We start from the raw sequence: 23,609 nt of genomic DNA, 5'->3' as shown, positions 1-23,609 counted from the left end.
AGAGGGGACGACGCTACTGAAGTACACGTCTACATATGCTTGTCTTATATGTAGATGCGCACTTCAGTAGCGTCGTGCCACTAGCGCTCGTTGAGTGGCTTGAAGGCCAGGTCGGTTGATCCGGTATACTCGGCCTCGGGTCGGATCAGGCGGTTATTGCCAGCCTGCTCAAGGACGTGAGCGGTCCAGCCACCCACGCGGCTCACCGCGAAGGTAGGCGTGAAGAGGTCGCCGCTGAGGCCAACAGAGGCCATCAGGGCCGCCGAATAGTACTCAACATTGGTATAGAGGCGGCGTCCCGGCTTGAGTTCTTCCAGAATGGAGATCGCCAGTTCCTCAACGCGACGCGTGAAGACGAAACCCTGAGGATCGGCGACGCGAGCCATCTCACGTAATTCTTCTGCGCGTGGATCGGTGGTTTTGTACACACGGTGCCCAAAGCCCATCAGCTTCTTGCCAGTCGTGATTGCGTCGCGAATCCAGCTATCGGCATTCTCAGGAGTGCCGATCTCATGCAGCATATCCTGTACCTTAGAGGGTGCGCCACCATGCAGGGGACCCTTGAGAGCGCCAATGGCGGCCACGATAGAGGAGGCGATATCGGACTCGGTGCTGGCAACGATACGCGCCGTAAAGGTTGAGGCGTTCATACCGTGGTCGGCCAGGAGCACGAGATAGGCGTTCAGGCCCTGGACGTGCTCTTCAGAGGGGACCTCGCCCGTCAACAGATAGAGATAGTTCGCGGCATGTCCCAGTTCGGGTTTTGACTCCAGAGGCTCCTGACCATGGCGCAGGCGGTTGAACGCTGCCAGGAAGAGCGGGAAGCGTGCCGTCAGGGCGATGGCCTGATCCACCGTGGGCTGGCCTTTGATGGCAACCGCGCCCCAGGCGGAGACGGCGGTACGCAGAGCGTCCATAGGCTCAGTGCTTGTGGGTAAAGCACGCAGCGCCACCATCACATTCTCGGGGATGGTACGCTCAGCGGCGAAACGTTGCTGAAGGTTGGTCAGTTCTTGCTGGCTTGGTAGATGTCCAAACCAGAGCAGGTGCACGACCTCCTCAAAAATAGTTGTACGTGCCAGGTCATGTATATTATAGCCGCGATAGATCAAGCGGCCAGTATTGCCTTCAACCTTGCTTATGGCCGTCGTTGCGGCAACAATACCCTCCAGGCCACCCTTATTCTTGGGCGCGGAGGCTGTGGTAGCATTTGTAGCCTGGTTAGGACCAGAAATCGGCATTGACATACTGCATATGCTCCTTTGCTGAGTATGTGTAAATGGTTTATCTCTTTTGTATGTTGTATCATTTACTATGATGAATGTCAATGAAATTGGATTTCTTATGTTATGCTTTGATGTAACTCGATAATAGTCGATTTATATTGATTGCATTGGTCGGTATGACCCCTCGCGCCTACGGCGCTCGGGGTAAGGTATGGTTCGGTGGCGGGCTCGGCAGAGCCGAGCCCGCCACCGAACCATACCTTACTCCAATGCGAGCGTAGCGAACTGAGGCAGGTGCAAAAGCAAATTTTTAGGAAGCTATAGTAGTGTAGTGTAAGTAGATTGACAAAATGTGGAACGATCTTTATCATTGGGAAAAAAGGCGTAGAACGGCCAGATTTTCTGTATGGAAGGAGGGTGTAACTTGATAGAACTGAATGGGGAGAATTACCTGGATGGCAAAGAGGCTTCCCATTTTCTCGGCGTGAAATTATCGACCTTGTATACTTACGTTAGCCGCGGGCTTTTGCGCAGTTACCGGCAGGGGATCAAGCGACAGCGGCTCTATAGGCAAGCAGAATTGGAGGCACTGTTGCAGCTTCGTCCGAGCAACGAGGATGTGGCCGAAGACGCACTGACACCCTTCAATGAGCGGCCCGGGAGTGGCGATGATCTGCCACATGCTGAAGATTGGGTTCCTAACGTATAGATCGATAGGCGTAAAAAAAGAGAGTCACAGGACTCTCTTTTTTTACGCCCGACTGCATGAATGTTAGAGGTGCAGGCTGGGAACGGCTGGCAGGGGGCGTGGAGCGCCTGGCTCCGCTGGCTCTTGTTCTCCGGCTGTGTTAGATGGGGTAAAGGGTGCGATCAATTCCTGCCAGCGCTCTTCTCCGCCTATGTGGTAGACATTGATGCCGCCCACGCGTGCTGGTGGTGGACTGTCATTGACGAAAAGCACGCTGATGGCGTGTCCACGCCGCCTCATTTGCGCCAGGCGATCTATTATACGGTCACCCAGGTTGCTGGTAATGAGAATGATCGTCGAACCATTGGGGAGACGATTGCTCTCGGCTTGCAGGACCTCGTCGATGCTGGCCCCAAAGTAGCCCTGGATACGTGCCAGGGTCTCCATAATGTGCTTGCGCTGCTCTTCGTTACTTGAGGCTGGGAGACGAATACGCCTGCGATTGAGCTGCTGAGCTACTTCAGCCTCCAGATTGAGCGCCGGCTGCTCCTGTTGACCCGTGGAAGCTGAACTTGTGTCGGCTCGCTTCTCATCAGGGATATACATCATAGTGTTCGCGTATAGCCCAACTCCATAGCCATTGTCCAGGCCCCAGGAGGCGATTGACGCTGCCAGGCTGATAGAAAGTTCCTGGAGTTCGGGATGGATAGAGTAGTACACGTCTGGCCGTGTATCGATGTTGAGGAAGATCTCAAGTGTATAGGTCGTCGTGGCGTCGTAGATTTTGCTCTGCATCTGCATACTACGGGCTGTGGCCTTCCAATGCACGCGGCGCATACTATCCCCATAACGGTATTCGCGTACGCCAATGATGCGTGAGGGATCTTCAAGCAGGCGACGAGGCGCACGCTGATCGCCAAAGGGATGGCGCGCGGGAAGATTAAAGCTCTCCAGGGGCGCGACGAGCGGATAGACCATGACATGTTGCAGATTATCAAGCTCCTGGTCCTGGGCAATGAAGCCAAAGGCATCACCACTATGGAGTCTCGTGGGGCCAAAGGTATGCACGCCACGCTGGACGCAACGCAGAGTGTAGTTCCTCGTTACACGCTCATACCAGCGTGGGCTGAAGAGACATTCTAGCAGGGCGTTATTACTCAGGATTGCGCTACGCAGCTCTTGCTCGCGCAGTGGTAGAGAGCGTGGCAGGGTATCCTCTACCTCCAGCCAGGGTAGGGGGAGGATCTTGGCGTTCTCCACCGTCACCGACATCGTGACATCCTCGCCAAAGAGCGCGCGTTGGTGGCTAAACTTCCGCTGGTAACGGAGATCAACCAGGCAGTAGTGCGACCAGATATCCGTTGTGATAATGATCAGCAGCAGCAATATTCCCACAACCACCAGCAATGGCTGCCGGGCGATGATGCCGAGCAAAACCAACACGCCACAGAGGGTGTACCAGATGCCATCGGTAATGCCTTTGCCGCGAATAAAGGCGCGGCCTTGTGGTGAATTGTGCATTATGACTCTACCGGAACCGCGACATTGTGTAAGATCTCTTCTACAATCTGTTCCATGAGCTGTCCATGCAGGCGCGACTGGCTGGTCGCAATCATGCGGTGAGACAGGACCGGAACCGCTACCTGTTTGACGTCATCGGGAATGACATAATGGCGCCCCTGAATGGCGGCATAGGCCTGGCTCGCTCGGTAGAGCGCCAGCGTGCCACGGGGACTTACGCCCAGTTCAATATTATTGTGAGTGCGCGTCGCCGATACAATTTCGACGATGTAGCTCTCCACACTTGGTTCGACATGGATGCGGCGAATTATCTGCTGGAGCTTGAGCAGCCATTCTGTGCTCAGTACTGGCTTGAGTTCCTCCAGGGGCTGGGCTTCCTTGAAGCGCTGGAGAATCTGGCGCTCCTCCTCTTTGCTTGGATAATGCAGGCGCAGGCGTAGCAGGAAGCGGTCGAGTTGGGCCTCGGGTAGGGGGAACGTTCCCTCAAGCTCAACCGGATTCTGGGTCGCGACAACCATAAAGGGGCGCGGCAGGCGTATGGTCTCGCGCTCAACGCTTACCTGGCGTTCTTCCATTGCCTCCAACAGCGCGGACTGCGTACGCGGTGTCGCGCGGTTAATCTCATCCGCAAGCACGATTTGAGAGAGCAGGGGGCCGGGTCGAAACTCGAACTCGCCCTTTTTTTGATTATAGTAGGTAATGCCAGTGACATCAGAGGGCAGCAGGTCTGGCGTAAACTGAATACGCTGGAAGCTGCAACCGAGGGAGCGGGCGAGGGATTTCGCCAGCGTTGTTTTGCCGATGCCTGGAACATCCTCAAAGAGGACATGACCTTCGCAGAGCAAGGCGACCATCAGAAGCTCAACGACTTCTTCCTTGCCGACAATAACTTTGCCTACGCTCTGGCGAACAACACGCACGGCCTCTTGAAGTTGTCTAATCTCATCAATTTGCGTCATAGGTCCCCTTATACATGTTTCTGAATATGTTGATGGTGGAAAATACTTGAGATAGAAGTATATGGCCTCTCGCTTGTTTTAAGCTGCGTTCTTGACTGTTCTTGACATTATACGCCCAAAGTAGGCGAAATTTCACAGACGAGCACGGATAATCAACTTTTCCGGGTACCTGTGGCGCTTAGCATAGGATAAACAGCGTATGGTGGCGGCTTGGCTGCGCCAAGCCGCCACCATACGCTGTTTATCCAACTTATTTCACATTGATCTGGACGGTCACGGGCGCGGACTGAGTGGACTGGCCATTCTGGTCGGTGGCGATGATTGTGAGCTGGGCGCTTGTATCCTGGGAGCTGATGACGCGGACGTTCCAGCGTAACTGGGTTGTGCCACTATCCCCTACCAGGGTTGTGGCGCCGCCGCCGACAAAGGGCGCGGCTTGATAGCGTACCGAGAGGCGAACCGTGGCTCCTGGCTGGCTGGCGACCGTTATCTGGACGCTGCTACCATTATTGACCACGGCTGGGGCGTTGATGATCTGAACGCTCAACTGGCCGGTAGTGGGCTGGGTTGGATCTGGCGTGTCTGTCGGTTCCTGGGTTGGCTGCTGCGTTGGCGTTGGTGATGGCGATGGCTGCGGCGCGGGAGTCGCAGTCACCTGGGGGTGTGCAGTGGCGGTCGGATTTCCGTGGAGGCCTGGCCCCTGGGCCTGATTTGGGGATGGAGAATTCCCTGTACCCTGTGTCAGATAATTACCCAGGACGATAGCAAAGGCTGTGCTTGCGAGCAAGACAAAGGCGATTGAAAGCAGAAGAAAGCGATAGGCGGGATCTTTCTGCCAGTAGTAGCCTAAACTAGCTATTGGACCCCTGGGGACAGGGGGTATGGGTGTGTAGTGCACCAACGGGGCAGGTCCTGCGAGGTTCTGGGGGAGTGGCGCATAGTTGGCGTAGGAGGCAGCGGCTCCCTGAGGCGAGGTTTGCTGACCCTCAGCTATGGTCGCGAGCTCTGGCTCTGCGGGCTGAGCGGGAAGAATAAGCTTATCTTGTGATGGGGTTGGTGAAGGTGGCATTTGTGGAAAATCATTCATCTTGTAAGTCCCTCCTCTCTTCCAGGCACTACCATACTAATCCTATGCGTCTTGTGTGCGTGATTCCTCGCGCCTGCGGCGCTCACCTGGGTAAGGTATGGTTCGGTGACGGGCAGGCGGAGCCTGCCCGTCACCGAACCATACCTTACCCAGAGATGTGCTATCCATACAAAATAAGTTGCATATGATGTCATATTAGGAACGATTCAAGGGCGGTAAGGACTTCAGAGACGGACAAAACTCCTAGTTCCTGGGCAGCAATGATCTGTACCGAGCGCCCTAGCGGATGCCAGGTATGTGGGTCACTGGCGATAAAAAGGGCAGTGGTAGGAATACCAAGCAGGGCCGCCAGGTGCGTGACCCCCGAGTCGTTTCCCAGGTAGGCTCGGCAGTGTTGTAGCGCGTGTGCAATCTGGAGGAGCGGCGCGTTCTCCAGCAGCGTAAGCAGGCCAGGGGGAGGTGTGGATAAGAGTTGACGTAGCTCAGCGAGGCGGTCAGTATCGGCGGGTCCGGCGAGCAGCAACACGGGAATATCGCGTCGCCAGAGCGCCTGTATAACCTCGGCATACCCCTGTATAGACCAGCACTTGTGCGCACCTCCGCTGCCGGGATGGATGGCGAAGAAGCGCGAAGTGGCCTCCACTTGGGGAGTTGTTGAAGGGACGAGTGTGAGGCGAGGCTCGTCAGGGAGTGTGAGACCAAGCGTACTGGCAAGATAGGTGCTGGTATGCATGCCTGCGTGCTCACCCGGCCGACCTGAAGTCACAACGACGCGCCCTGGGGTTGTGGCGCGTAGATTCTGTGCGATTAAACCATCAGGATCGCGCAGCCAGCAGACGACGAGCTGGCAATCCGCTAGTAGCGCCCTCAGCTCTGGATGTCGGATGCCCTGGGGCAAGAAGAGCTGGCTCCAGCAGGTATCTTCATAATCTAGATAGCTTGTCACCAGGCTGGTCGCGAGCAGGAGAGGCGCGAAGGCAGCTTGTCCCACAAAGGTGACCCGCTCAATGGTCTCGTGCTCGCGTAGGGCCTGGATGGCCGGGAGGGCCAGGAGCGTATCCCCCAGGGCGCCTGGACGAATGATACAGATGTGCATACATTTCAGCTTAAATTATTTGCGCGCCAACGCCAGGATTTCAAAGACGACTGCCGCAGCCAGGATTGCCAGCGAGGTGTAGATATTCCAGCTATGCAGGGCGCTCATAATCAGATTAAAGAGTACGATTAGCGTCAGCAGGATGGCCTGTCGGGCCGCGTGCCGCAGTGTTGCCTGGTAGATGTGCCGCGGGAAGAGGCGCGATCCGAGCGCATATACCACTGGTGTCAAGGTGCTTGTCAGAGCCAGGGCCAGGAGCGCGAAAAAGCAGGTAAAGGCCAGGAAGGTATGTGGTGGCACAAAGCGGGCATAGAGCAGGAGTAGTCCCCATGCCAGGGGCGCGATCAAGAGTAGTATCAGCAATATCGAGCGTCTGGTCACAGCCATGTCCCTACCTCATCATATTGAAGCCACGGTTTCCATTGAGGGGCGCCTCATCGCGGCGACGCTGCTCCTGGTTTTCCGGGCTGAAGTACTTCTGCCAGAGATCGGGTGCATCTTTACTCTCTCCACCGTGAGGAGTATGGCGTGTGCGCACGCGACAGATGACGGGGGTGTTGACCGCCGCGCCTGCGACGATAACCTGGCCCTTAGAGAGCGCAGGCAGATTGTCCAGCAGGTCGCGCCCAACGCCCTCGATGGCGGCGCCAACGCTTTTCTGGTCGATCTCGTTGACAATACGCATGATGCACTGAGTCTGACACTGGCTCAACACGTCGGCATCGAGCTTGCCCGGACGCTGGCTGATCAGGCCCACGCCGATACCAAATTTACGCCCTTCGGCCAGCACCTGCTTGAGAATCGAGGTCGAGACGACCTCCGCGCCGCCTGGCGCGAAGTGATGGGCCTCTTCCAGCAGAACGAAGACCGGGTAAGGGAGGTGGAACTCGCCTGAATGGACCTTGCCACGCTCGGTATCCATACGCGCCTTATTCAGGCGGCGCAGCAACGTCGCGACGATGACCTGCTGGTCGCGCTCATCGATTTCATTGAGCTGAAGGACGGTACACTGTCCAGGCTTGAAGATCTCACGCAGATCCAGGTGCTGAGTATCATCGAAGGTAAAACTATGCTCAAATTGCTGCTCAATACGCCAATTAAGTGCGTGGACCGTGCTTGAATCGTCGGCTCCCTCGCTATCATCATCGGTCTTCTGCTTGGAGACACTCTTGATGGCTTGCTTTAAATCGGCCACACCCCAGGGGGTATCGCCCTTGCGCTCGCGTACTTTGCGCATCGCGCGGCTCAGGAGATACTGCTGCTTCTCCGTCATCTCGGGGAGTAGGGCGCGCATATCACCCATGGTCAGCGTCGAGATACGGACCTTGACCTGCTCAGGCTTGTAGACGCGCACGCCGGGGCGATAGCCCTGATGGCGTCCATCGCCTGGCTCGCTAAAATGGGCGACGTTGGCGATCTCATCAAGGGTGCTATATTCGCCGTGAGGATCGATAATCAGCACGCAGGCCTTATTATGGGGTTGCATCAGCTCTTCGATGACCACACTGGCGAGATAGCTCTTGCCCGCGCCCGTGCTGGCAATGATTGCCAGGTGAGTACTGACCACATCTTTGACCGAGAGCACGATGGGAACTGTGCCAGGCGCACGGGTCAATAGCGAGCCAATTGTTGCCGAGCCAAACTGTTTATCTTTCTTGCGGCTCAGGATATCGGCGAGCATCTCGTCGTCGGCCAGGTAGATCTGTTTCCCTGACTGTGGGGGAATCCAGGGATTGATAAACGAGCCGGTTAGGGGATCATAGTAACCCATGATGGCCACATGTAGCTCAAACAGCTCGTTGGTACGCGTATTGTAGCCCACCATGGCCGCCACCTGGGCGGGCGGAATCTCTGGCTCGCCCAGGAAGGTGTCGGGATAGAGCTGGAGCGGGACGCGTTTGATGATGCGGCCCAGGACGCGCTGTGTACGCAGGCGGGAACTGCCATCAGCTCCCAGCATCTCTGGCTCAAACAGCTCGTAATAGACGTATTCGCCGTTTTTGAGCACCTGCTCATCGTCACGCGAGACAAAGGTATATTCGTGATTGCTCTCACCAGGCCCCTTGGTGATACCGACAGGTTTACGGATGGGTGAGAGAGCGGTCGCGCTTGAAAAGGCATCGAGCATGGTAGAAAGGAACCTCCGTTATCCTGTGGTTTCAACCTTGAGTCGCCAGGCAAAGTTACGCTTAACGATAGAGAGCAGCGCCAGGTTTTGCGGGAAGAGGCGCTCTAACTGGTCAATGATGCGCAGTGTGACCATAGGCAGGAGGCTATTGCGCTGCGAAATAATATGCGGAAGGTAGCCCATGTGGAGATAGGCCTGGGACCCGTTGGGATTGCCGGGATCGTTGGGATCACTGAAGAAGTGGAAGGCGCGCACCTCCTCATCGTTCATGGTCTCGATCTCGCTTCCCAGTTCCAGCGAGAGCAGGGGGACACCGTGCATCGTGGAGAGCACATGATTCTCGCCCAGCTCATCGCGCTGCTGCTCCAGCATACCCAGAATCATAATATAGATAAGTACCGCTTTTTCAGAGATATAGTCAGGTGAGAAGAGCTCAACCTGAGTCTCGTTGGAAAGGCGGGGGCCGAGCGAGCCAAAGGCGGGATTGAGGAGAATCGTGTCGTAGATCACGCCGACCGCGTATGTGGTTGGCTCCAGGTTGCGCCCCAACGCTACATCAAGCGGGTCTGGCTCATCGCCCTGTCCGGAGCGGACAGCGACACGCACAAAGCGGCCAAAGGCGTAGTCAGCCGGTCCGGGCTCGACTTCGACTTCGCGTGGGCCATATACCTGGCAGACATAGTTAATATGGGAGTCAGATTTCACGATCTTCCCGATAATCATCTTAGAACCTCGAAATACTTCCCGGTTGCAATAGAAACGCTTGTGAATGTCTCTCTGTGTTTCAGGATGAAGCTTTTAGAACAAATGGTTTGGCGGCATTATAACACAAAGTCGCCTCGTGCGATACAGGCATTTAAGACTTGTGCTATTTGTCGCCCGGAGTGGCTTTTTAAGCCATTGGGAGTTGATAGGATAATCAGTAAAAACAGTGCTGGAAGAAGAAGTTTTTCGCAAATTTTTAGCTTGCATGGCAACATTATTTAAAATTTGCGTTATCGATATTTGCTATGTTCTAGGCGTGGAACCGGTGGCGTAAAGTTTGTGATAACGACGTTTTTCTCTGCAATATCTTATAAGAACTCTAGAAGGGTATATTCAAAAAAGGGCGTTTTGCGTTGATGAGGAGAAACATCATATAATGTGACAACTGCTCAGGTAAGTTTCTCCATTTGACTGGGCGAAATCATAAGCTGGAGAGGACACGTTATGGCAAGCGAGCAAACCTCTGTAAGTGCCAATCACAATAAATTACCTGTACGAGAGGCGGAGATAGAGCAGTACATCGATCGATTTTTAGATACAGTCTGTGATACCAGGCGGCGTGCCATTGTGGAACTGTTGGCCATTTCTTCTATAGAGGAGGAAACACCTATTCTAGAAATGCGCTCGGGAGATATCGCCAGGGCCATAGGCTTATCGGCCGCGACCACCTCGGAGCACCTGCGCCAGTTAGCACAAACGGGCCTGCTGACCTCGCGCCGCCAGGGAAACACAGTCTACTATAGTTTATGTAACCATAAACTTGTGCAGGCCTTTCGTGATTTGTTAGAAGCCCTCGACACCGATTATCGGAACGCAGGTTCAGAATCCTGATAGACAGCCTTTGGCCCTGCCGCCACTTAAGTATGGCATGCTCATAGGCAGTTATTCCAGGAGTTGTTCAATCGCCTGGAGAAATTCATCCAGATCGATGGGTTTATTCATACCCAGGATTTGGCGATTGGCAAGCTCCTTTTGTGGCAGACGCGCGCTCATCATAATGGCGGGAATGGTAACGAGTGCTGGCATCGCATGCAGGCGATCATAGAGTTCAATGCCATTCATACGTGGTAAGTGATAGTCCAGGATGAAGAGACTGGGCTTGATACCTTCTACCGTTTTGAGTGCCTCAAAGCCATTCTGCACAAAGACGGCAAAGTATGATGTCTCCTGAGAAATGGCCTGGACGAGGACCTCGCCGATGTTTACATCGTCCTCAACAATAAGAATGGTTTGAAGGCTATTATGGTCTCCTGATGAGTACTGCTCTAAATCCTTTTGTTGAGCCATATATTGCTCCAATTAATCTTTCTTATCGTATACGTTTTTGGCTCTGCAATTTCGGTCACAGACGAAATATGAATTCGCCCTTGACTATACCACGTTTTATCCTTCAAGAACAGAGATAGGCATATGATATCGAGGTTCGACAGGCACTCGCTTTTGCGCCTGCGGCGCTCACGGGTAAGGAGAATCATGAATGAATTTTGATATACATCCATTGACGCGCGAGGATGTGCAAGAATTGCGAACCTGGCGCTATGAAGAGCCGTACACGATTTACAGCCTGGGCGATGGGTCACTAGAAGAACTCCAGGCAGAGATGTTAGATCTACGTAGCCCATACTTCGGGGTACGCAATGACGTGGGAGAACTGGTCGGCTTTTTCAATATCGGCACCTCGGCCCTGGTCTGGAATGCAGGCGAGCCAGGGATCTTTCTCGATGCCACACGCCAGGCGAGTGCCCTTGGCCTGGGATTGCGACCCGACCTGACGGGGAGAGGATTGGGGCAGTCCTTTGTTGAAGCGGCGCTGGCGTTTATACGCGAGCAATATGCGCCACGGCAGGTATGGCTGTATGTGCTAGCCTGGAACGAGCGTGCTCTGCGTGTTTATGAGCGTGTTGGTTTTCAACGTGTGCGCACCTTCACGCAAGAGAATCGCTATGGTAGGCGCGATTTTGTGGAGATGCGCCGGGATGAGCAACCTTTGTGAGTGAGACGATGGGAGGATGGTGAACGTGCTAGAAGAGCAGGGGAAGAAACAGGGATGATTGATGGATATGGCCGCTATAGCGTTATGCCCGACTCAGTATACTGGAAGTGATCAGATACTTATGTCTGTGCTTACTCGTCCCGAAAATATTTCCCTGTGTGAAGGAGAGTCTTATGGCATTTGAGCTTCCACCACTTCCTTACGACTATAAAGCGCTTGAACCCTATATTGATACACAGACCATGCAACTGCACCATGACAAGCATCACGCGACCTATGTCACTAATTTGAACAACGCCTTGCAAGGTCACGAGTTCGCCAATCTCCCCGTTGATGAGGTGCTGCGCCGCATTAACGAGGTGCCGGAAAGTGCTCGTACAGCCGTGCGCAACAATGGCGGTGGTCATAGTAACCATACGATGTTCTGGCAGATCATGGGACCCAATGCTGGTGGGCAGCCGACAGGTGAGATCGCGAACGCGATCAACGCCAAGTTTGGTTCCTTTGATAACTTTAAGAACGCTTTTAATGACGCGGGTGCCAAGCGTTTTGGCTCTGGCTGGGCGTGGCTGGTGATCGACCGTAATGGGAACCTGGAGGTCATCTCGACCGCCAACCAGGATAGCCCGCTTATGGAGGGCCTCTTCCCAGTGATGGGCAACGACGTCTGGGAACACGCCTATTATCTGAAGTACCAGAATCGCCGCCCCGAGTACCTCAATGCCTGGTGGAATGTGGTGAACTGGAACGAGGTTAATAAGCGCTATGCGCAGGCCCGTGGGGCGAAATAAGTTTACCCAGGGTCACACAAAAAAGAAGCTCATGCATGCATAAGCTTCTTTTTTGTGTGACCCTGGGTAAAGATGTTATTATAGATACCATTACAAAAGTAGAATAAAGCATTTTTTTCAGGGGGTAGACGATGGAGCAGGCGTACGATCTGGCTTTTTTGCATGAGTGGGGGGTACAACAAGAACGTGGGGTGAGGGCCGAGGAGCGGGCGCTGCTCCGGCATGTGAACGAGCTTGTGCGCGAGGCCGATGTCGTCGTGGTGCGCCTGGGGGGGAAGGCGGGTCGTCTGGGTGAGAGTATCGTGGCGACCTCGCTGCTTGAGGGGATCTTACTGGCGTTGCAGTACCTGGGGAAGGCTGGCATCGCGGTCGAGGTTATCATAGATGAAGGTGTATCGACCCTCTTTAAAGAGCAGCTCTACCAGCAGGCATACTGGCCCACGATTACCTTCTCTGAGGCCATGTCGGGCGAGGATATATTTACGCGCAGGTTGGAGCGTGCCAGAGGCGCCGTTGCCCTGGGCATTGACCTGCATGGCGGTCACGATGGTATGCCTGAGTTAATGGAGCAGGCGGTTGAAGAACATGGGGCTACGCGCAGAATTGCCACCCTTGCCAGGCTTTTTCGCGTGGGTGTACGTAGCTATGCAGGGCATGGGGTTGAGCGGCGCTACGCCGATTTTATCGAGAACCTCTTGCAGCTACCGCGTGGAGCGTTGCCGGGAGAGCAGGTGCAGCCTCGTATCCGCTTGGGTGCTGCTGATGAGGCACGTTATACTCGCCTGGCGCGTAAGCTTCACCTTCAAGATGAGGCACTACGCATTGTGTGTTTCTTTCAGTCTGTGGTGATTGCCAAGTGTTACTGTCGCTGGGATGAGGTTCTGGAGCACTTCTCTCGGGAAGAGGCTCGGCGCTCTCCTGGGCAGAAGATAGAGTTTCTCATTCTCTGTGGCCCCGATGAACTCCATCCCGAAGGGCTGCGTGTGGCGGATATGCAGAAAGACTTTGGCACATTTCGTGGTACAAACAACAACGCGAATGTGCTGGTCTATGCCACGGAGACGCTACGCGACCTGGCGCTGCTTACCCAGCATGCGTACATAGTCTTCTCTAACGACACGGGGCCGGGACATATCGCGGGCGCGCTCCAGATTCCTACAATCACGCCTTATCTGCCAGGTACGATCTATTCCATGGCTATCTGGGCCTCCAGTCCCTGGCACCGAGGCGTCACGCTGGAGCCTAATCCCTTTAGTTATCAACAGGTAGAAGCAGCTATCCTCTGGGATAGAACAACGATTATTGATAGCATTCCGCCCGAGAAGCTGGTCCAGGCGGCGCTACAATAGTTGCGCCTGGATATGAGGCTCTGGCAAGCGAGAAAAGGCAAGATATCCACATTTCAGCTCAGCTTTTCCACAAAAAATGTGGATAACTGCTGCATAAAATGCAAGACTTGTAGCCGTTTAGTCATGTAACGCAAAGATATATATTATAAAGGTGTAGCTGAAGGAGTGGCTACCAGGCTTTGTTAGCAGTGATATCTGTGAGATCTCGCACCCTGAGAGCGTAATAGGTGCATCAGTCAAATTATGAGGAAGGGTAGCAGCCCATGAAATCTGTTCCTGAACCCTCTCACAGCGCCAGTCAGACGCGGAGGACACGCGAACGAGCACTTGAGCGCCCGGAAGAGGAGAATGAAAGCGTTGAAGAGCTGAGCCTGGGCGAGCGGTTTGTGCCGTTCGTCTTTGCCGCGATGGAGGCTTGCTGGATATATGCTATAGTTCTGGTAGTTGCGGTGGTAGGTATAGGCGGACATATACCGTTGTTGCCGCTCTGGGGCTGTATGTGCCTCTGGCGGTAGGTGTCTGGTTTGCCCAGGCGCAGAGCGTTCAGGCTGGCGAGGAGAAATCTGAAGCCTCATTATTTGAGAATATGCCTGTGCGCGTGGGCAGCATGGTAGTTCTGGCTCTGCTGGTGATCTGGGGAAGTGGATACGCGGGGACTTTCCCCCTCTACGCTGTGAATTGGGTTCTGGTGGCCCTCAATGATATTTTGTTACTCAAACCCGGAGGGCTCCATACAATTTTTGTGCTGGTCATAAGCGCATTTCTCATCTGGCGCGGCGTGGTGATTACCAGCCGGCGTGTTGAGCCGGGTGATGTGATGAAATCATTGCAGATCGGCCTGGGCGTGATTGTGCTGGCACTCCTGCTTTCTAGCTCTTCAGGTGGCGCGGCGGGTGTTCCTCTCCTGTTCCTGATGATTGTGCTCTTCCTCTCATTTGCGCTCATCGCGCATTCACTGGCGCAGGCCTCATTCTTACGCTTGAGCCATACACGTGGACTACAAGGAAGTATTGCGGGTCAGGAGCGCTCAATTTTTAGCGTGGTGGGTCTGATCTGCCTGGTGATGATGTTTCTTGGCCTGATCCTGGTTGGATTTGTCAGCACGGCATTTCTGGCTGAGGTCCAGGGTCCCCTGAGTGCGATCTTTGATGTGATCGCAAACATCTTAGCAACCATCGCTGTTGTTCTGGTCTCGCCGTTGTTCTGGTTATTGAACGCGCTGCATCTCCAGACCGGGGCGCCGACATTGAACCAGCACAAAACTCCCCAGCAGCCTCCAGCGGCGCGTCATGCACAACCCTCTCCCAGTATTTCGCCCTATGTTTTTACTCTGGATGCATTCCTCATCCTGGCGATTGTCGTCCTGCTAGTGGTACTGGTGTGGTTTATCTGGCGCAGGATCAGCCAGCGCCGGGGAATGGTCACAAGAAGGCGTAAGGCTTTGCGTGATGAGCGCGAGAGTATCTGGTCCTGGGAGCTCTTTGTGCGCCAGGCGCTCTTATTCTTGCGCCAGCTCTGGCGGCGCTTCTTTCCACGCAAGGAGGAGCCTACGACCGGGGTGGTTCAGGCCAGGGAAGAGATCCAGGGCGAACCCGCTGTGCGTACCATTCGCGAGATTTATCGCGCGCTTCTGCAATGGGCGGACCAGCGTGGTGTGCGGCGTCAGCAGGAGGAGACCCCGGTTGAGTTTGGGCGGCGGCTCTCGACCCGGCTGGCAGACGGCGAGCAGGAGCTACAGGTAGTGACCGATGCCTACCTGCTCACACGCTACGGCGGCTATGTCCCCGATGAGCAGACGCTTGGCCAGGTGCAGCAAGAGTGGCAGGTCTTCCGTCAGAAAGCCAACACCGTGTCAGAGGGGTAAAAATAAAAGCAGTGTAGCGTGGCGCGGAACCTGGCCAGGTTCCGCGCCACGCTACACTGCTTTTGGTCGCTATGTTCTTAAGTTATGTCAGAGGGCCGGTGGGGAGGGTGATATTGCCATGTTGGACGTGGTAGATGTGGGCCTTCTGCGCGATCTCGGGCGGGAAACTCTCAAGGTCGGTCGCGGTAAGTAGCACCTGCTGGTGGCTTAGCACCTCCTGGAGGAGATACTGGCGGCGTACCGCATCCAGCTCACTAAAGACATCATCGAGCAGCAGCACAGGCTCATCGCCTGTATTACTGCGCATAAAAGCTAGCTCCGCCAGCTTGGTGGAGAGGGCCGCGGTACGCTGTTGCCCACGCGAGCCATAGGAGAGCATATTGATGCCATTAACCAGGAACTCGAGGTCATCGCGGTGGGGTCCGAGGAGGCAGACGCCTTGCATTGTCTCCTTGCGGCGTATGGCTTGGAGCTGTTGCTGGTAGTGTTTTTGGGCCTCAGGCAGAGATAACGACTCATCAACGCTAAAAGAGGGGCGATAGATAATTTCCAGCCGTTCGCGTCCTCCGCTGATGGCTTGCTGTAAGGGATTGGCCAGCTGGTTAATGCTGGCGAGCATGTGGTGGCGCTCATACATAATCTGGTTGGCGAGCTGAGTGAGCTGGTCATCCAGGTAGTCAATGAGGCGTGGATCCTCTTGATGATCGCGAATGCGTTTGAGCAGGGCCGAGCGTTGGGTGACCACCTTGCGGTAGCGGACAAGAGCCTGGCAGTAGTGGGGGCTGACCTGGCAGAGGGCGCGATCAAAGAAGCGGCGGCGCTCCTCAGGCGAGCCATCAACCAGGTGTAGATCAACGGGTGCGAAGAGCACTACCTTCATCTGCCCAATAATATCTATCGTGCGCCGGGGAACGCCATTGAGCTTATAGCGTTTGCGCGGCGTATTGGCGGGGAGGTCAAGGCCGCGTGAGGTTTGCTGAGATGTGTCATCCTGGGAAAAGGTTGGAGGAGTAGGATCAAAGACGCTGATCTCAATCTGGGCGTCATCCTCATGACGAGAGACGCGCCCTTGCAGATGTGCGACATGATCAGGGGCCTGCCAATTGACTACCTCACGATCACTGGAGGCGTGAAAGGATGTCGCGGTAGCGAGCATACTAACCGCTTCGAGTAGATTCGTCTTCCCCTGGGCGTTCTCTCCACAGAAGAAGAAAAGCCCTGGCCCTAGAGTTAAGTCTAGATGCTTATAGTTGCGAAAGTATTCAAGCGTGAGGTGAGTGAGATACATGCACCTGTCCATGAAGTTATGCTTAGCCGATGAACAGCAAGTTTGCCTGCATAGCTGAGGGGCATGGAAGATCATCCAGGCCCCTCACACATTCGTATCGCGCTCATTGGGAGAGCTGCTACGAGCAGGTTTAGTGATTGGTGCTCATTGGCATGATGATATAGGTGTAGTCGGCGGGACCAACCGGTTTGACGACGCCTGGGCGAGCCGCTGACGTAATTTCGAGCGCGACCTCGGGGGTACCAACGACGCCCAGAACATCCGAGAGATATTTAACGTTGAAAATAATCTCTTGTTCGGGGCCATCGACGGCGGCATTGATGGTGCTGACGTTGCTACCAATATCTTCGGCGGTCGCTTCAATAGTGAGCGTGCCCGTCTCATTACCGTCCTCTGAGCCGCTATTCACTTTAATGCGTGCGATATTCGAGCTATCGCGTGCAAAGGGAGTGACAGTCTTGACGGCGGCGGAGAACTCCTTGGTCTCGACGACGGCGCGGGTCGTATGTTCTTTCGGGATGATGCCCCGGAAATTGGGGAAGGTACCCTCGATCAAGCGCGAGACCAGGTCGACGTTATCGGTATGGAAGAGCACCTGGCTGCGGTTGGGGGTTACGATCATCTGCACGCTTCCCTCATTGGGCAGGATGCGTGCCAGCTCGGTCAGAGTGCGCGCGGGAATCAGAATAGTATCCGCGAGCAGGTCGCCACCGGGCATGGGGGCGGACATAACCGCGAGGCGGAAGGCATCGGCGGCGGCGAAGGTCAGCTTCTCATTGGTCGTCTCCACATGGACACCAGTGAGCACGGGACGGGCATCGTCGTCGGCGGCGGCAAAGGCCACGTACTCGATCATTTCTTTGAGTTGGCGAGCATCAAGCGCGATAGGGGTCTCGCTTCCCTCGGCGCTTGGAATGAGCGGAAACTCAGAGGGATCCATACCCTTGATGGTCGCGTTACTGCCCTGACCCTTGATACTCATCGTATGGGACTCATCCGCGACTGAGAGCTCGACCTGGCTTGGACGCAGGCTGCTGACGAGATCGGAGATGGTCTTGGCGGGAACGGTCGTGGAGCCTTCTTCCTGCACCTCGGCATCGATCCAGCAATTGATACCGATCTCCAGGTTGGTGGCCGAGAGCTTCAGGCGACCATGATCGGTCGTAAGTAAAATATTAGCAAGGATGGGGAGCGTGCTACGGCTTGAGACGGCGTGGCTGACCGTAGAGAGGCCACGACTCAAGTCTTGCTGCTTACATGTAATCTTCACAGACAAATTTCCTCCAGACACAACCAGAACGCATAGAATTTCCAGCTTAGTATAGCCTATTCCACCGGTGAGGACAAGGCGTCATAGCTTGTGGCTCCCCTCCTCCAGGCTGCTGTAATGTGCGTATATGCTCTTTCCCCTATTCTTATCGTGGGGGGAAGAAACGGTTATGAGGCTACTTAGAAGGGGAGGTGGTCCTCTTTCTGGCGGAGGAGGAGAAGCACAAACTGGTAGAGCGCGAAAAGTTCCAGGCCAAAGGGGAGATAGCCGATATAACCGAGCAGGGGCATCTCGAAAATCTTCCAGAACTCGATATAGGGAACGGTGTAGTACCACTTGGGGAACGAGAAGTAGTTCCACGTCTCCCAGAAGAAGCCACATATCAGCGTGCCCAGGGGCAGGACGATGAAATGCCAGTCACCCACCGCCAGGTGAGCCAGCGTTGACTTGCGCCCAAACCAGTTATTAACCGGATCGAGCAGTAATGCCAGGCAGAGCCAGATGAGACCGAAATAGTATTGCGGCCAGAGGATGGGCAGCACGAGGCAGAGCAGTCCCAGGGCTTCAACGCCTAGCAGCAGTGGTAGCGGCAAGCGCGGACCCGTTTGCTCAGCGAGCAGGCGTGGATGAAACGGCTTAAAGCTGCTTAGAAGCTCGGTTGTTTCCATTACAGCGGGGAGGACGGTGCTAAAATTTAAGCTAGCGATCAAGAAATATGCCAGCGGGGTATAGGGCTGATCCAGGCGATAATGCCAGTTCTGCACGAAATTGTTAAACCACTCGAAAATCCACCAGAAGAGGCTGGAGACCAGGAAGAGGAGGGGAAAGCGTCCCCCCATCCTATGGAGCAGCGAGCTTCCTTTGCGCGCACGGTTCAGCGCGTCAAGCGTCAAAATATAGCCCAACCAGAGCGGAAAGAAGCTATAGCGATAGAATGGCTCCACGCGAAGCCAGGAGCAAGCCCAGGCCATGAAACAGAGAGCCAGGGCGATCTTACCATAAAATGGGAAGCGTCTCATATGCAGGCCTTTTTCTGTCTATGCGATCCCCTGTTGCGTATAGAGTGTCTGAATTTGTTTTACGACTTCTTTCATATTACCATGAATATAGACACCTGGAATATCCTGAGCAATATTGGGATATTCCAGGAAGGCCTGCCCGCCGAAGATAAAGCGCGGTCGAGGTGAGGGCAGCTTCTGAATCTGTTGTGCCAGGGAGAGCAGATTTGGGAGATGCGAAGGGATGGTCAGGGAGACGCAGACCAGCGCCGGGCATAGCTGTTGTATGGAACCGATTAACCCCTCACTCTCGATGCTCTGGCCCAGGTATGCCACGCGCACATTTTGCAGGCGCAAGACTAGTGCCAGCATCAGCGCGGCAAGCTCATGGGCTTCTCCCGGAGCGCAGCTAATCATGACGAGGGGCACGTGCATTGGACGAGGTGCCATATAGAACAAATTGGTAAGCAGGCCACGGAAGAAATTGCTGGCGAAGTGTTCAACTGTGACCGTAATCTTATGATTCTCCCAGAGTTCACCAATTTTCCAGAGTGTAGGTGTAATTAAATCGGCGCACACCTGTTCGACAGGATAGGTAATTAAGAGAGGCGTGAGTACCATATGCGCTTCTGTATCGTCCAGGTTACGGAAAGCGGTCAGCAGGCGCTCCTGGGCAAGGAGCAGAATTTCTTCTGGCAGCTGAGGTAGGGTCTCACGAGGAAAAGGAAGTGGCTCTGGGGCGCTTACTTCCTGTTCAGGAAATTCATCCTGTTGCGCACGTAGTTGCTGCTCCAGTCCACGGGGGAGGGTAAATGCCTGGCGACTGGCGACTGTGAAGATATGAGGGCTGTGGAGGGGTGACGCGGCATCGACCTGTTTGGGCGGATGTTGTTTGCGAACCTTGTCCAGGCGCTCAAAAAAGTTAATAGCCTCGCTAATACTCATGCCATTGTCGATGCGCTCTTTTAGCCAGCGTAACAACACCACATCGCGTTCTGAATAGAGGCGATAGTCGTTTTCGGCACGTTTAGGAGTCAGGAAGTGATAGCGCCGCTCCCAGATGCGCAACGTATTAGCGCGAATGCCAGTGATCTGTTCGACCACTTTGGTGTGATAGACTGGCTCGCCTGAATATTTTTCCAGGTCTGGACAAGCGTTAAAGCCCTCATACATAGTTACTTTGTGTTCTCCTCCACATACTTCTTCTCCGAAAACCTGAGCGCGCTTGTCCCCGAATGGGGGAAGCGCTAGTCACACCAGTGACGTTGGGTTTCGGAATAAGATCATAATCAAAGATAGATGTATAGCAAAGAACGGATAATTTTCTCCCCACATTTCTCCTCTATTAGGGACATACTGAGAGACCTATTTCAGGTAGTGTTTAGATTTTTTGCTGGTATGTGAAGCTATTTGGCATAGAAGCTATTTGGCATAGTATAACACGGTCTTTTCCTGGCAAAAAGGGCTATATTTTGTTTTGCAAACTCACTTCAGGTGCCTGTTTCGACTCGCAAGCTCGCCTCAGGTAAGGTGGATCAGGCGGTGGGCTGGCTCCGCCAGCCCACCGCCTGATCCACCTTACCCCTGAGCGCCGCAGGCGCGAAAAAAGAACTTTTTGAGAGCATAGTGCTTGACACGTGGGTAGCGGCACTGCTATCATATGCTTGCATAGCTGCGCCCACACTATGGGACCGTATACTCAAATCGTCTACGGGTCAGATTACAAGACCGTGGATTTTTTCGTGTGTTTGCCTGTAGTTGTTGAGACCAGGAATGGTCATTGCCCGCGCATGTCGGTACCTTCTTATACGGAAACCAACGCCGCTCTCGCGGCTAGGGCCTCCCCCATTCGGGGACAAGCGCGCTCAGGTTTCCGATAGGTAGTATGTTGTCGAGTAAGCCTGCGTATCTGGCATTGTTTCCTCGCCGTGTGCCGCTGGGGTGCAGCAAGATAGACGGATGAGTTGTTAGAAGCGGAACTGTGAGGATGGCCTCCATCCACGCCTCCCACGTATCCCTCTCATCACGCGCGGGTTTTGTAGTCGCGTCATTCTTAGCTGAGGCTGTTTGGGCGCGACGAAAGTTTTGCAAGGAGAAAATTGAAGAGATGTTTGCCGTAATCAAAAGTGGTGGACGACAGTACAAAGTCACTGTCGGCGATAAGCTCGAAGTGAACCGCCTCCCCCATGAGGATGGGAAGCAGATTGAGATCGGCGAGGTATTGCTGGTCTCCGATGCCGACACTGCTCTCGTGGGTGCGCCTTTTGTTGAGGGCGCGAAGGTCCTGGCCACCGTCGTTGGTCAGAAGCGCGGTGAGAAGCTAATCGTCTTCAAGTACAAGTCCAAGAAACGCTATCGCCATCGCCGTGGTCATCGCCAGGAATTGACTGTTCTGAGCATTGATGACATTATCTCGAAGGGCAAGAGCCTGGTCTCTGGCGAAGAGCCAAAGGCAGAAACAAAGGCCGCACCTGCTAAGGCTAAGACTAAGGCGAAAAAAGAGACCGCTCCCGCTGAAGAGGTCAAGAGTGAGACTCAGACCGCTGTTGCGGAGCAGCCCGTTGAGGAGAAAAAACCTCGTCGCCGTTCAAGCAAGAAGACTCAAGAAAGCAGCACAGAGGAGTAAAATCTCATGGCACATAAGAAAGGTATGGGTAGCTCGCGCAACGGTCGCGATAGCAAACCTAAGATGCTTGGTGTCAAGCGCTTTGATGGTCAGCTGGTGAGCGCTGGTAGCATTATCGTGCGCCAGCGTGGTACCAAGATTCGCCCCGGCGACAATGTCGGTCTGGGTCGCGATCATACCATCTACGCTCTGATCGATGGTTATGTCAAATTTGGCCACTACTCACGCGATCGTCGCAATGTCAGCATTGTGACCGAGTTCCCCGATCGCCCCTCCATTGCGGAACTGCTTGGAGAGGTTGAGGAGCCAGTCGCTGCTGAGGCCTAAGCAAAAATAAACGCACAAAAAGAGAGAGGCGGATCACATGATTCGCCTCTCTCTTTTTGTAGTCTAGCGTCTACTGACCAGGAGTAGGTGTGGCCCCTGCGTTATCGGCAGGAGGCGTGAGCTGGGGGGTGCCATTCCCGGCGTCAGGGGTAGGCGTGGCTCCTGCGTTATCGACAGGAGGTGTAGGTTGCGCGTTACCGTTGGCAGGCGTGGGGGTGGCACCTGCTGTGCTGGTAGGTGCCGCGGGCTGAGTAGGCGCTGCGCCATTCTGCCCACCATTGTTGTTAAGGTTGATAGTGGCGCTGATAGTGACCCCATTGCCATCAGTCTGGGCCTGGATGGGGCTATTCATATTGAGTAGACCCTGGCAGTTGAGGCCATCATCGGCCCCCCAGGTGGTGTTGAAGCGCTGGGCCATAAAGGTAAAGAGATTGTTAGCCACGTCTGGCATTGGTGATGCTTTCTGCTGAAGCAGGTTCATCAGGTTTTGCAGGCGTGGCGGCTGGATATTGAGCAGATTGGTGCAATACTGTTTGGTGCTTGCGCCCCGATCGGTGTTGAGCACAAACGGCTGATCCACACCCAGGCGGTAGAGATTGAGTTTGGCTGTGCTGCTTTTCCCGTTATTGAGCACCATGGGGTCGCCTGCTGGAATGACCGCCGCGGGTTGAGCCTGTTGCCGGGCTGCCTGTAACTCGTTGAGTGGCAGGGCGGGAGCCATCTGGCCTGGAGCTGCTAGGTCGGGGGCCATCCAGGGTTTACAACCTAGAGCACCGTCCAGGGCCACTGCAACCAGGCGGTTATCACTGGCGTTGACAAGAGTCTGCGCGCCCTGCAACTGGCCCGCATTGGCCGGGTTCATTTGCGCGGTCTGCCCATTGGCATTGGCCAGGTACACGCTGGTCACGTTATCGCTCTGGTCCTGGTCGACAACCGCAAAGTCGCGAACTGTAGGGCAGGGTTTTCCATCGCTGCCCTGGCCGATGGGTGGAACCACAAGTTTGCCCTGTCTGATCGCCTGGTTGGCCGCGCTGAAGAAGGTGGGTGCGTTGCAGTAGGCAAACTGGCCAAAGGGATTATTGAGCAGGCCATTGACGCAGCGTCCCTGGAGTAGCGCACGACCCTGGCCACGGAGCGTCAGGGTCGTGCCATTAAAGCCAAACCAGAGGCCCACAATAGCGTTCTGGGGCAGTGTTGGTACGACTGGCGCGACAGCGGGTTGTGTACCCGCATCGACGACCAGAGGATTGTAAATTGAGATCTGGCCTGTCGCCGGGTCAAAAACGGCCCCTTGCACGAAGGCGGCCTGATCCGCGTTGGTCTCGTTACAAGGGCCCGCATTGGGATCGGTGGCTTGCAACTGGTAGGGAGTAGCCAGGCCCTGCGCGCTGAGGGGATTGGCGGGCACGATCAGGGTACAGTTAGCATTGGCCGCGGCCGCGTGGGTGCCTATGCGCTTCTGACCAAAGAACAGGAAGGCTCCAGCCAGGAGCGTGAGCAGCAAGAGCGCGATACTCACAAAGATCACTGGTCTGAGTCCTGACTTTTTTTGTCTCTGAAGCGGCTCCAGAGGGCCACTTGAACCGGTACCTGGTTGCTTTATATCGGGTTTTGGCAGTGTTTGCATATTAGC

General features: G+C 54.8%; 23 protein-coding genes. 9 read left to right on the top strand and 14 right to left on the bottom strand.

The window, feature by feature from the left end:
- Window positions 1–80: 80 nt before the first annotated feature.
- Complete coding sequence (locus JMJ04_RS07445) at window positions 81–1,247, bottom strand: citrate synthase (RefSeq protein WP_201369895.1); 1,167 nt, start codon at window positions 1,245–1,247, stop codon at window positions 81–83.
- A 403-nt stretch (window positions 1,248–1,650) separates the two neighbouring features.
- Here JMJ04_RS07445 and JMJ04_RS07440 point away from each other — a divergent pair, with 403 nt between their 5' ends.
- Window positions 1,651–1,935, top strand: coding sequence for a helix-turn-helix domain-containing protein (locus JMJ04_RS07440; protein ID WP_201369894.1), 285 nt, complete (start codon window positions 1,651–1,653; stop codon window positions 1,933–1,935).
- 63 nt (window positions 1,936–1,998) lie between these two features.
- Here JMJ04_RS07440 and JMJ04_RS07435 read toward each other — a convergent pair whose 3' ends face one another.
- From JMJ04_RS07435 to JMJ04_RS07405, 7 genes are all read right to left on the bottom strand, one after another.
- Window positions 1,999–3,435, bottom strand: a complete 1,437-nt coding sequence (locus tag JMJ04_RS07435) for a DUF58 domain-containing protein (RefSeq protein ID WP_201369893.1) — start codon at window positions 3,433–3,435, stop codon at window positions 1,999–2,001.
- Window positions 3,435–4,394, bottom strand: coding sequence for an AAA family ATPase (locus JMJ04_RS07430; RefSeq protein WP_201369892.1), 960 nt, complete (start codon window positions 4,392–4,394; stop codon window positions 3,435–3,437). Before JMJ04_RS07430 ends, JMJ04_RS07435 begins: the two co-directional genes overlap by 1 nt.
- A gap of 250 nt (window positions 4,395–4,644) precedes the next feature.
- Entirely contained in the window at window positions 4,645–5,481 is an 837-nt protein-coding gene (locus tag JMJ04_RS07425) for a hypothetical protein (protein ID WP_201369891.1), read from the bottom strand.
- A gap of 190 nt (window positions 5,482–5,671) precedes the next feature.
- The gene (locus JMJ04_RS07420) at window positions 5,672–6,577 is read right to left on the bottom strand and encodes a glycosyltransferase family 9 protein (RefSeq protein ID WP_201369890.1); all 906 of its coding nucleotides are present in this window, start codon (window positions 6,575–6,577) and stop codon (window positions 5,672–5,674) included.
- Window positions 6,578–6,592: 15 nt separating this feature from the next.
- Window positions 6,593–6,964 (bottom strand): hypothetical protein, encoded by a 372-nt coding sequence (locus JMJ04_RS07415; RefSeq protein ID WP_201369889.1) that lies wholly within the window; start codon window positions 6,962–6,964, stop codon window positions 6,593–6,595.
- 4 nt (window positions 6,965–6,968) lie between these two features.
- Complete coding sequence (locus JMJ04_RS07410; protein ID WP_201369888.1) at window positions 6,969–8,705, bottom strand: ATP-binding protein; 1,737 nt, start codon at window positions 8,703–8,705, stop codon at window positions 6,969–6,971.
- A gap of 18 nt (window positions 8,706–8,723) precedes the next feature.
- On the bottom strand, window positions 8,724–9,428 hold the full coding sequence (locus tag JMJ04_RS07405) for a DUF8166 family protein (RefSeq protein ID WP_201369887.1): 705 nt from the start codon (window positions 9,426–9,428) through the stop codon (window positions 8,724–8,726).
- A 486-nt stretch (window positions 9,429–9,914) separates the two neighbouring features.
- On the opposite strand from JMJ04_RS07405, the gene JMJ04_RS07400 reads away from it, so the two are divergent.
- Window positions 9,915–10,301, top strand: a complete 387-nt coding sequence (locus JMJ04_RS07400) for an ArsR/SmtB family transcription factor (protein WP_201369886.1) — start codon at window positions 9,915–9,917, stop codon at window positions 10,299–10,301.
- A 51-nt stretch (window positions 10,302–10,352) separates the two neighbouring features.
- Here the strand turns inward: JMJ04_RS07400 and JMJ04_RS07395 are convergent, their stop codons facing one another.
- Window positions 10,353–10,757, bottom strand: coding sequence for a response regulator (locus tag JMJ04_RS07395; RefSeq protein WP_201369885.1), 405 nt, complete (start codon window positions 10,755–10,757; stop codon window positions 10,353–10,355).
- A 190-nt stretch (window positions 10,758–10,947) separates the two neighbouring features.
- Between JMJ04_RS07395 and JMJ04_RS07390 the strand changes: the two genes are divergently transcribed.
- From JMJ04_RS07390 to JMJ04_RS07370, 5 genes are all read left to right on the top strand, one after another.
- Window positions 10,948–11,463, top strand: a complete 516-nt coding sequence (locus tag JMJ04_RS07390) for a GNAT family N-acetyltransferase (protein WP_201369884.1) — start codon at window positions 10,948–10,950, stop codon at window positions 11,461–11,463.
- Window positions 11,464–11,636: 173 nt separating this feature from the next.
- Window positions 11,637–12,254, top strand: coding sequence for a superoxide dismutase (locus tag JMJ04_RS07385; protein ID WP_201369883.1), 618 nt, complete (start codon window positions 11,637–11,639; stop codon window positions 12,252–12,254).
- A gap of 131 nt (window positions 12,255–12,385) precedes the next feature.
- A complete protein-coding gene (locus tag JMJ04_RS07380; protein ID WP_201369882.1) occupies window positions 12,386–13,603 on the top strand; it encodes a glycosyltransferase family 9 protein in 1,218 nt (405 codons plus the stop codon).
- A gap of 263 nt (window positions 13,604–13,866) precedes the next feature.
- On the top strand, window positions 13,867–14,118 hold the full coding sequence (locus tag JMJ04_RS07375; protein WP_201369881.1) for a hypothetical protein: 252 nt from the start codon (window positions 13,867–13,869) through the stop codon (window positions 14,116–14,118).
- Complete coding sequence (locus JMJ04_RS07370) at window positions 14,103–15,467, top strand: DUF4129 domain-containing protein (protein ID WP_201369880.1); 1,365 nt, start codon at window positions 14,103–14,105, stop codon at window positions 15,465–15,467. The genes JMJ04_RS07375 and JMJ04_RS07370 overlap by 16 nt, the downstream gene beginning before the upstream one ends.
- 82 nt (window positions 15,468–15,549) lie before the next feature.
- On the opposite strand, the gene recF is transcribed toward JMJ04_RS07370, so the two are convergent.
- The 4 genes from recF to JMJ04_RS07350 form a co-directional block, all read right to left on the bottom strand.
- On the bottom strand, window positions 15,550–16,755 hold the full coding sequence (recF, locus tag JMJ04_RS07365; RefSeq protein WP_201369879.1) for a DNA replication/repair protein RecF: 1,206 nt from the start codon (window positions 16,753–16,755) through the stop codon (window positions 15,550–15,552).
- Between the two features lie 130 nt (window positions 16,756–16,885).
- Entirely contained in the window at window positions 16,886–18,025 is a 1,140-nt protein-coding gene (gene dnaN / locus JMJ04_RS07360) for a DNA polymerase III subunit beta (RefSeq protein ID WP_201369878.1), read from the bottom strand.
- Between the two features lie 179 nt (window positions 18,026–18,204).
- On the bottom strand, window positions 18,205–19,044 hold the full coding sequence (locus tag JMJ04_RS07355; protein ID WP_201369877.1) for a hypothetical protein: 840 nt from the start codon (window positions 19,042–19,044) through the stop codon (window positions 18,205–18,207).
- Window positions 19,045–19,062: 18 nt separating this feature from the next.
- Window positions 19,063–20,196 carry a MerR family transcriptional regulator gene (locus JMJ04_RS07350; RefSeq protein ID WP_201369876.1) on the bottom strand — a complete coding sequence of 378 codons (1,134 nt, stop codon included), beginning with the start codon at window positions 20,194–20,196 and terminating at the stop codon, window positions 19,063–19,065.
- 934 nt (window positions 20,197–21,130) lie between these two features.
- Between JMJ04_RS07350 and rplU the strand changes: the two genes are divergently transcribed.
- Both rplU and rpmA read left to right on the top strand, forming a co-directional pair.
- Window positions 21,131–21,649, top strand: a complete 519-nt coding sequence (gene rplU, locus JMJ04_RS07345; RefSeq protein ID WP_201369875.1) for a 50S ribosomal protein L21 — start codon at window positions 21,131–21,133, stop codon at window positions 21,647–21,649.
- Between the two features lie 6 nt (window positions 21,650–21,655).
- On the top strand, window positions 21,656–21,976 hold the full coding sequence (gene rpmA, locus JMJ04_RS07340; RefSeq protein ID WP_201369874.1) for a 50S ribosomal protein L27: 321 nt from the start codon (window positions 21,656–21,658) through the stop codon (window positions 21,974–21,976).
- 70 nt (window positions 21,977–22,046) lie between these two features.
- Here the strand turns inward: rpmA and JMJ04_RS07335 are convergent, their stop codons facing one another.
- Window positions 22,047–23,603 (bottom strand): hypothetical protein, encoded by a 1,557-nt coding sequence (locus JMJ04_RS07335; protein WP_201369873.1) that lies wholly within the window; start codon window positions 23,601–23,603, stop codon window positions 22,047–22,049.
- Window positions 23,604–23,609: the final 6 nt, after the last annotated feature.

The organism is Ktedonobacter robiniae (assembly GCF_016587375.1).
Taxonomy (GTDB): domain Bacteria; phylum Chloroflexota; class Ktedonobacteria; order Ktedonobacterales; family Ktedonobacteraceae; genus Ktedonobacter; species Ktedonobacter robiniae.
Note: the sequence above shows the minus strand (reverse complement) of the source record. Positions and strands in the feature narration are given on the sequence as shown.

Bases quoted from the DNA above. Each gene is read 5' to 3' on its own strand.
- JMJ04_RS07445 (WP_201369895.1), bottom strand. From the start codon at position 1,247: ATGTCAATGCCGATTTCTGGTCCTAACCAGGCTACAAATGCTACCACA.
- JMJ04_RS07425 (WP_201369891.1), bottom strand. From the start codon at position 5,481: ATGAATGATTTTCCACAAATGCCACCTTCACCAACCCCATCACAAGAT.
- JMJ04_RS07375 (WP_201369881.1), top strand. From the start codon at position 13,867: ATGAAATCTGTTCCTGAACCCTCTCACAGCGCCAGTCAGACGCGGAGG.
- JMJ04_RS07395 (WP_201369885.1), bottom strand. From the start codon at position 10,757: ATGGCTCAACAAAAGGATTTAGAGCAGTACTCATCAGGAGACCATAAT.
- rpmA (WP_201369874.1), top strand. From the start codon at position 21,656: ATGGCACATAAGAAAGGTATGGGTAGCTCGCGCAACGGTCGCGATAGC.
- JMJ04_RS07415 (WP_201369889.1), bottom strand. From the start codon at position 6,964: ATGGCTGTGACCAGACGCTCGATATTGCTGATACTACTCTTGATCGCG.
- JMJ04_RS07380 (WP_201369882.1), top strand. From the start codon at position 12,386: ATGGAGCAGGCGTACGATCTGGCTTTTTTGCATGAGTGGGGGGTACAA.
- JMJ04_RS07410 (WP_201369888.1), bottom strand. From the start codon at position 8,705: ATGCTCGATGCCTTTTCAAGCGCGACCGCTCTCTCACCCATCCGTAAA.
- JMJ04_RS07400 (WP_201369886.1), top strand. From the start codon at position 9,915: ATGGCAAGCGAGCAAACCTCTGTAAGTGCCAATCACAATAAATTACCT.
- rplU (WP_201369875.1), top strand. From the start codon at position 21,131: ATGTTTGCCGTAATCAAAAGTGGTGGACGACAGTACAAAGTCACTGTC.
- JMJ04_RS07390 (WP_201369884.1), top strand. From the start codon at position 10,948: ATGAATTTTGATATACATCCATTGACGCGCGAGGATGTGCAAGAATTG.
- JMJ04_RS07385 (WP_201369883.1), top strand. From the start codon at position 11,637: ATGGCATTTGAGCTTCCACCACTTCCTTACGACTATAAAGCGCTTGAA.
- JMJ04_RS07420 (WP_201369890.1), bottom strand. From the start codon at position 6,577: ATGCACATCTGTATCATTCGTCCAGGCGCCCTGGGGGATACGCTCCTG.
- JMJ04_RS07430 (WP_201369892.1), bottom strand. From the start codon at position 4,394: ATGACGCAAATTGATGAGATTAGACAACTTCAAGAGGCCGTGCGTGTT.
- JMJ04_RS07335 (WP_201369873.1), bottom strand. From the start codon at position 23,603: ATGCAAACACTGCCAAAACCCGATATAAAGCAACCAGGTACCGGTTCA.
- JMJ04_RS07405 (WP_201369887.1), bottom strand. From the start codon at position 9,428: ATGATTATCGGGAAGATCGTGAAATCTGACTCCCATATTAACTATGTC.
- JMJ04_RS07435 (WP_201369893.1), bottom strand. From the start codon at position 3,435: ATGCACAATTCACCACAAGGCCGCGCCTTTATTCGCGGCAAAGGCATT.
- recF (WP_201369879.1), bottom strand. From the start codon at position 16,755: ATGTATCTCACTCACCTCACGCTTGAATACTTTCGCAACTATAAGCAT.
- JMJ04_RS07355 (WP_201369877.1), bottom strand. From the start codon at position 19,044: ATGAGACGCTTCCCATTTTATGGTAAGATCGCCCTGGCTCTCTGTTTC.
- JMJ04_RS07350 (WP_201369876.1), bottom strand. From the start codon at position 20,196: ATGTATGAGGGCTTTAACGCTTGTCCAGACCTGGAAAAATATTCAGGC.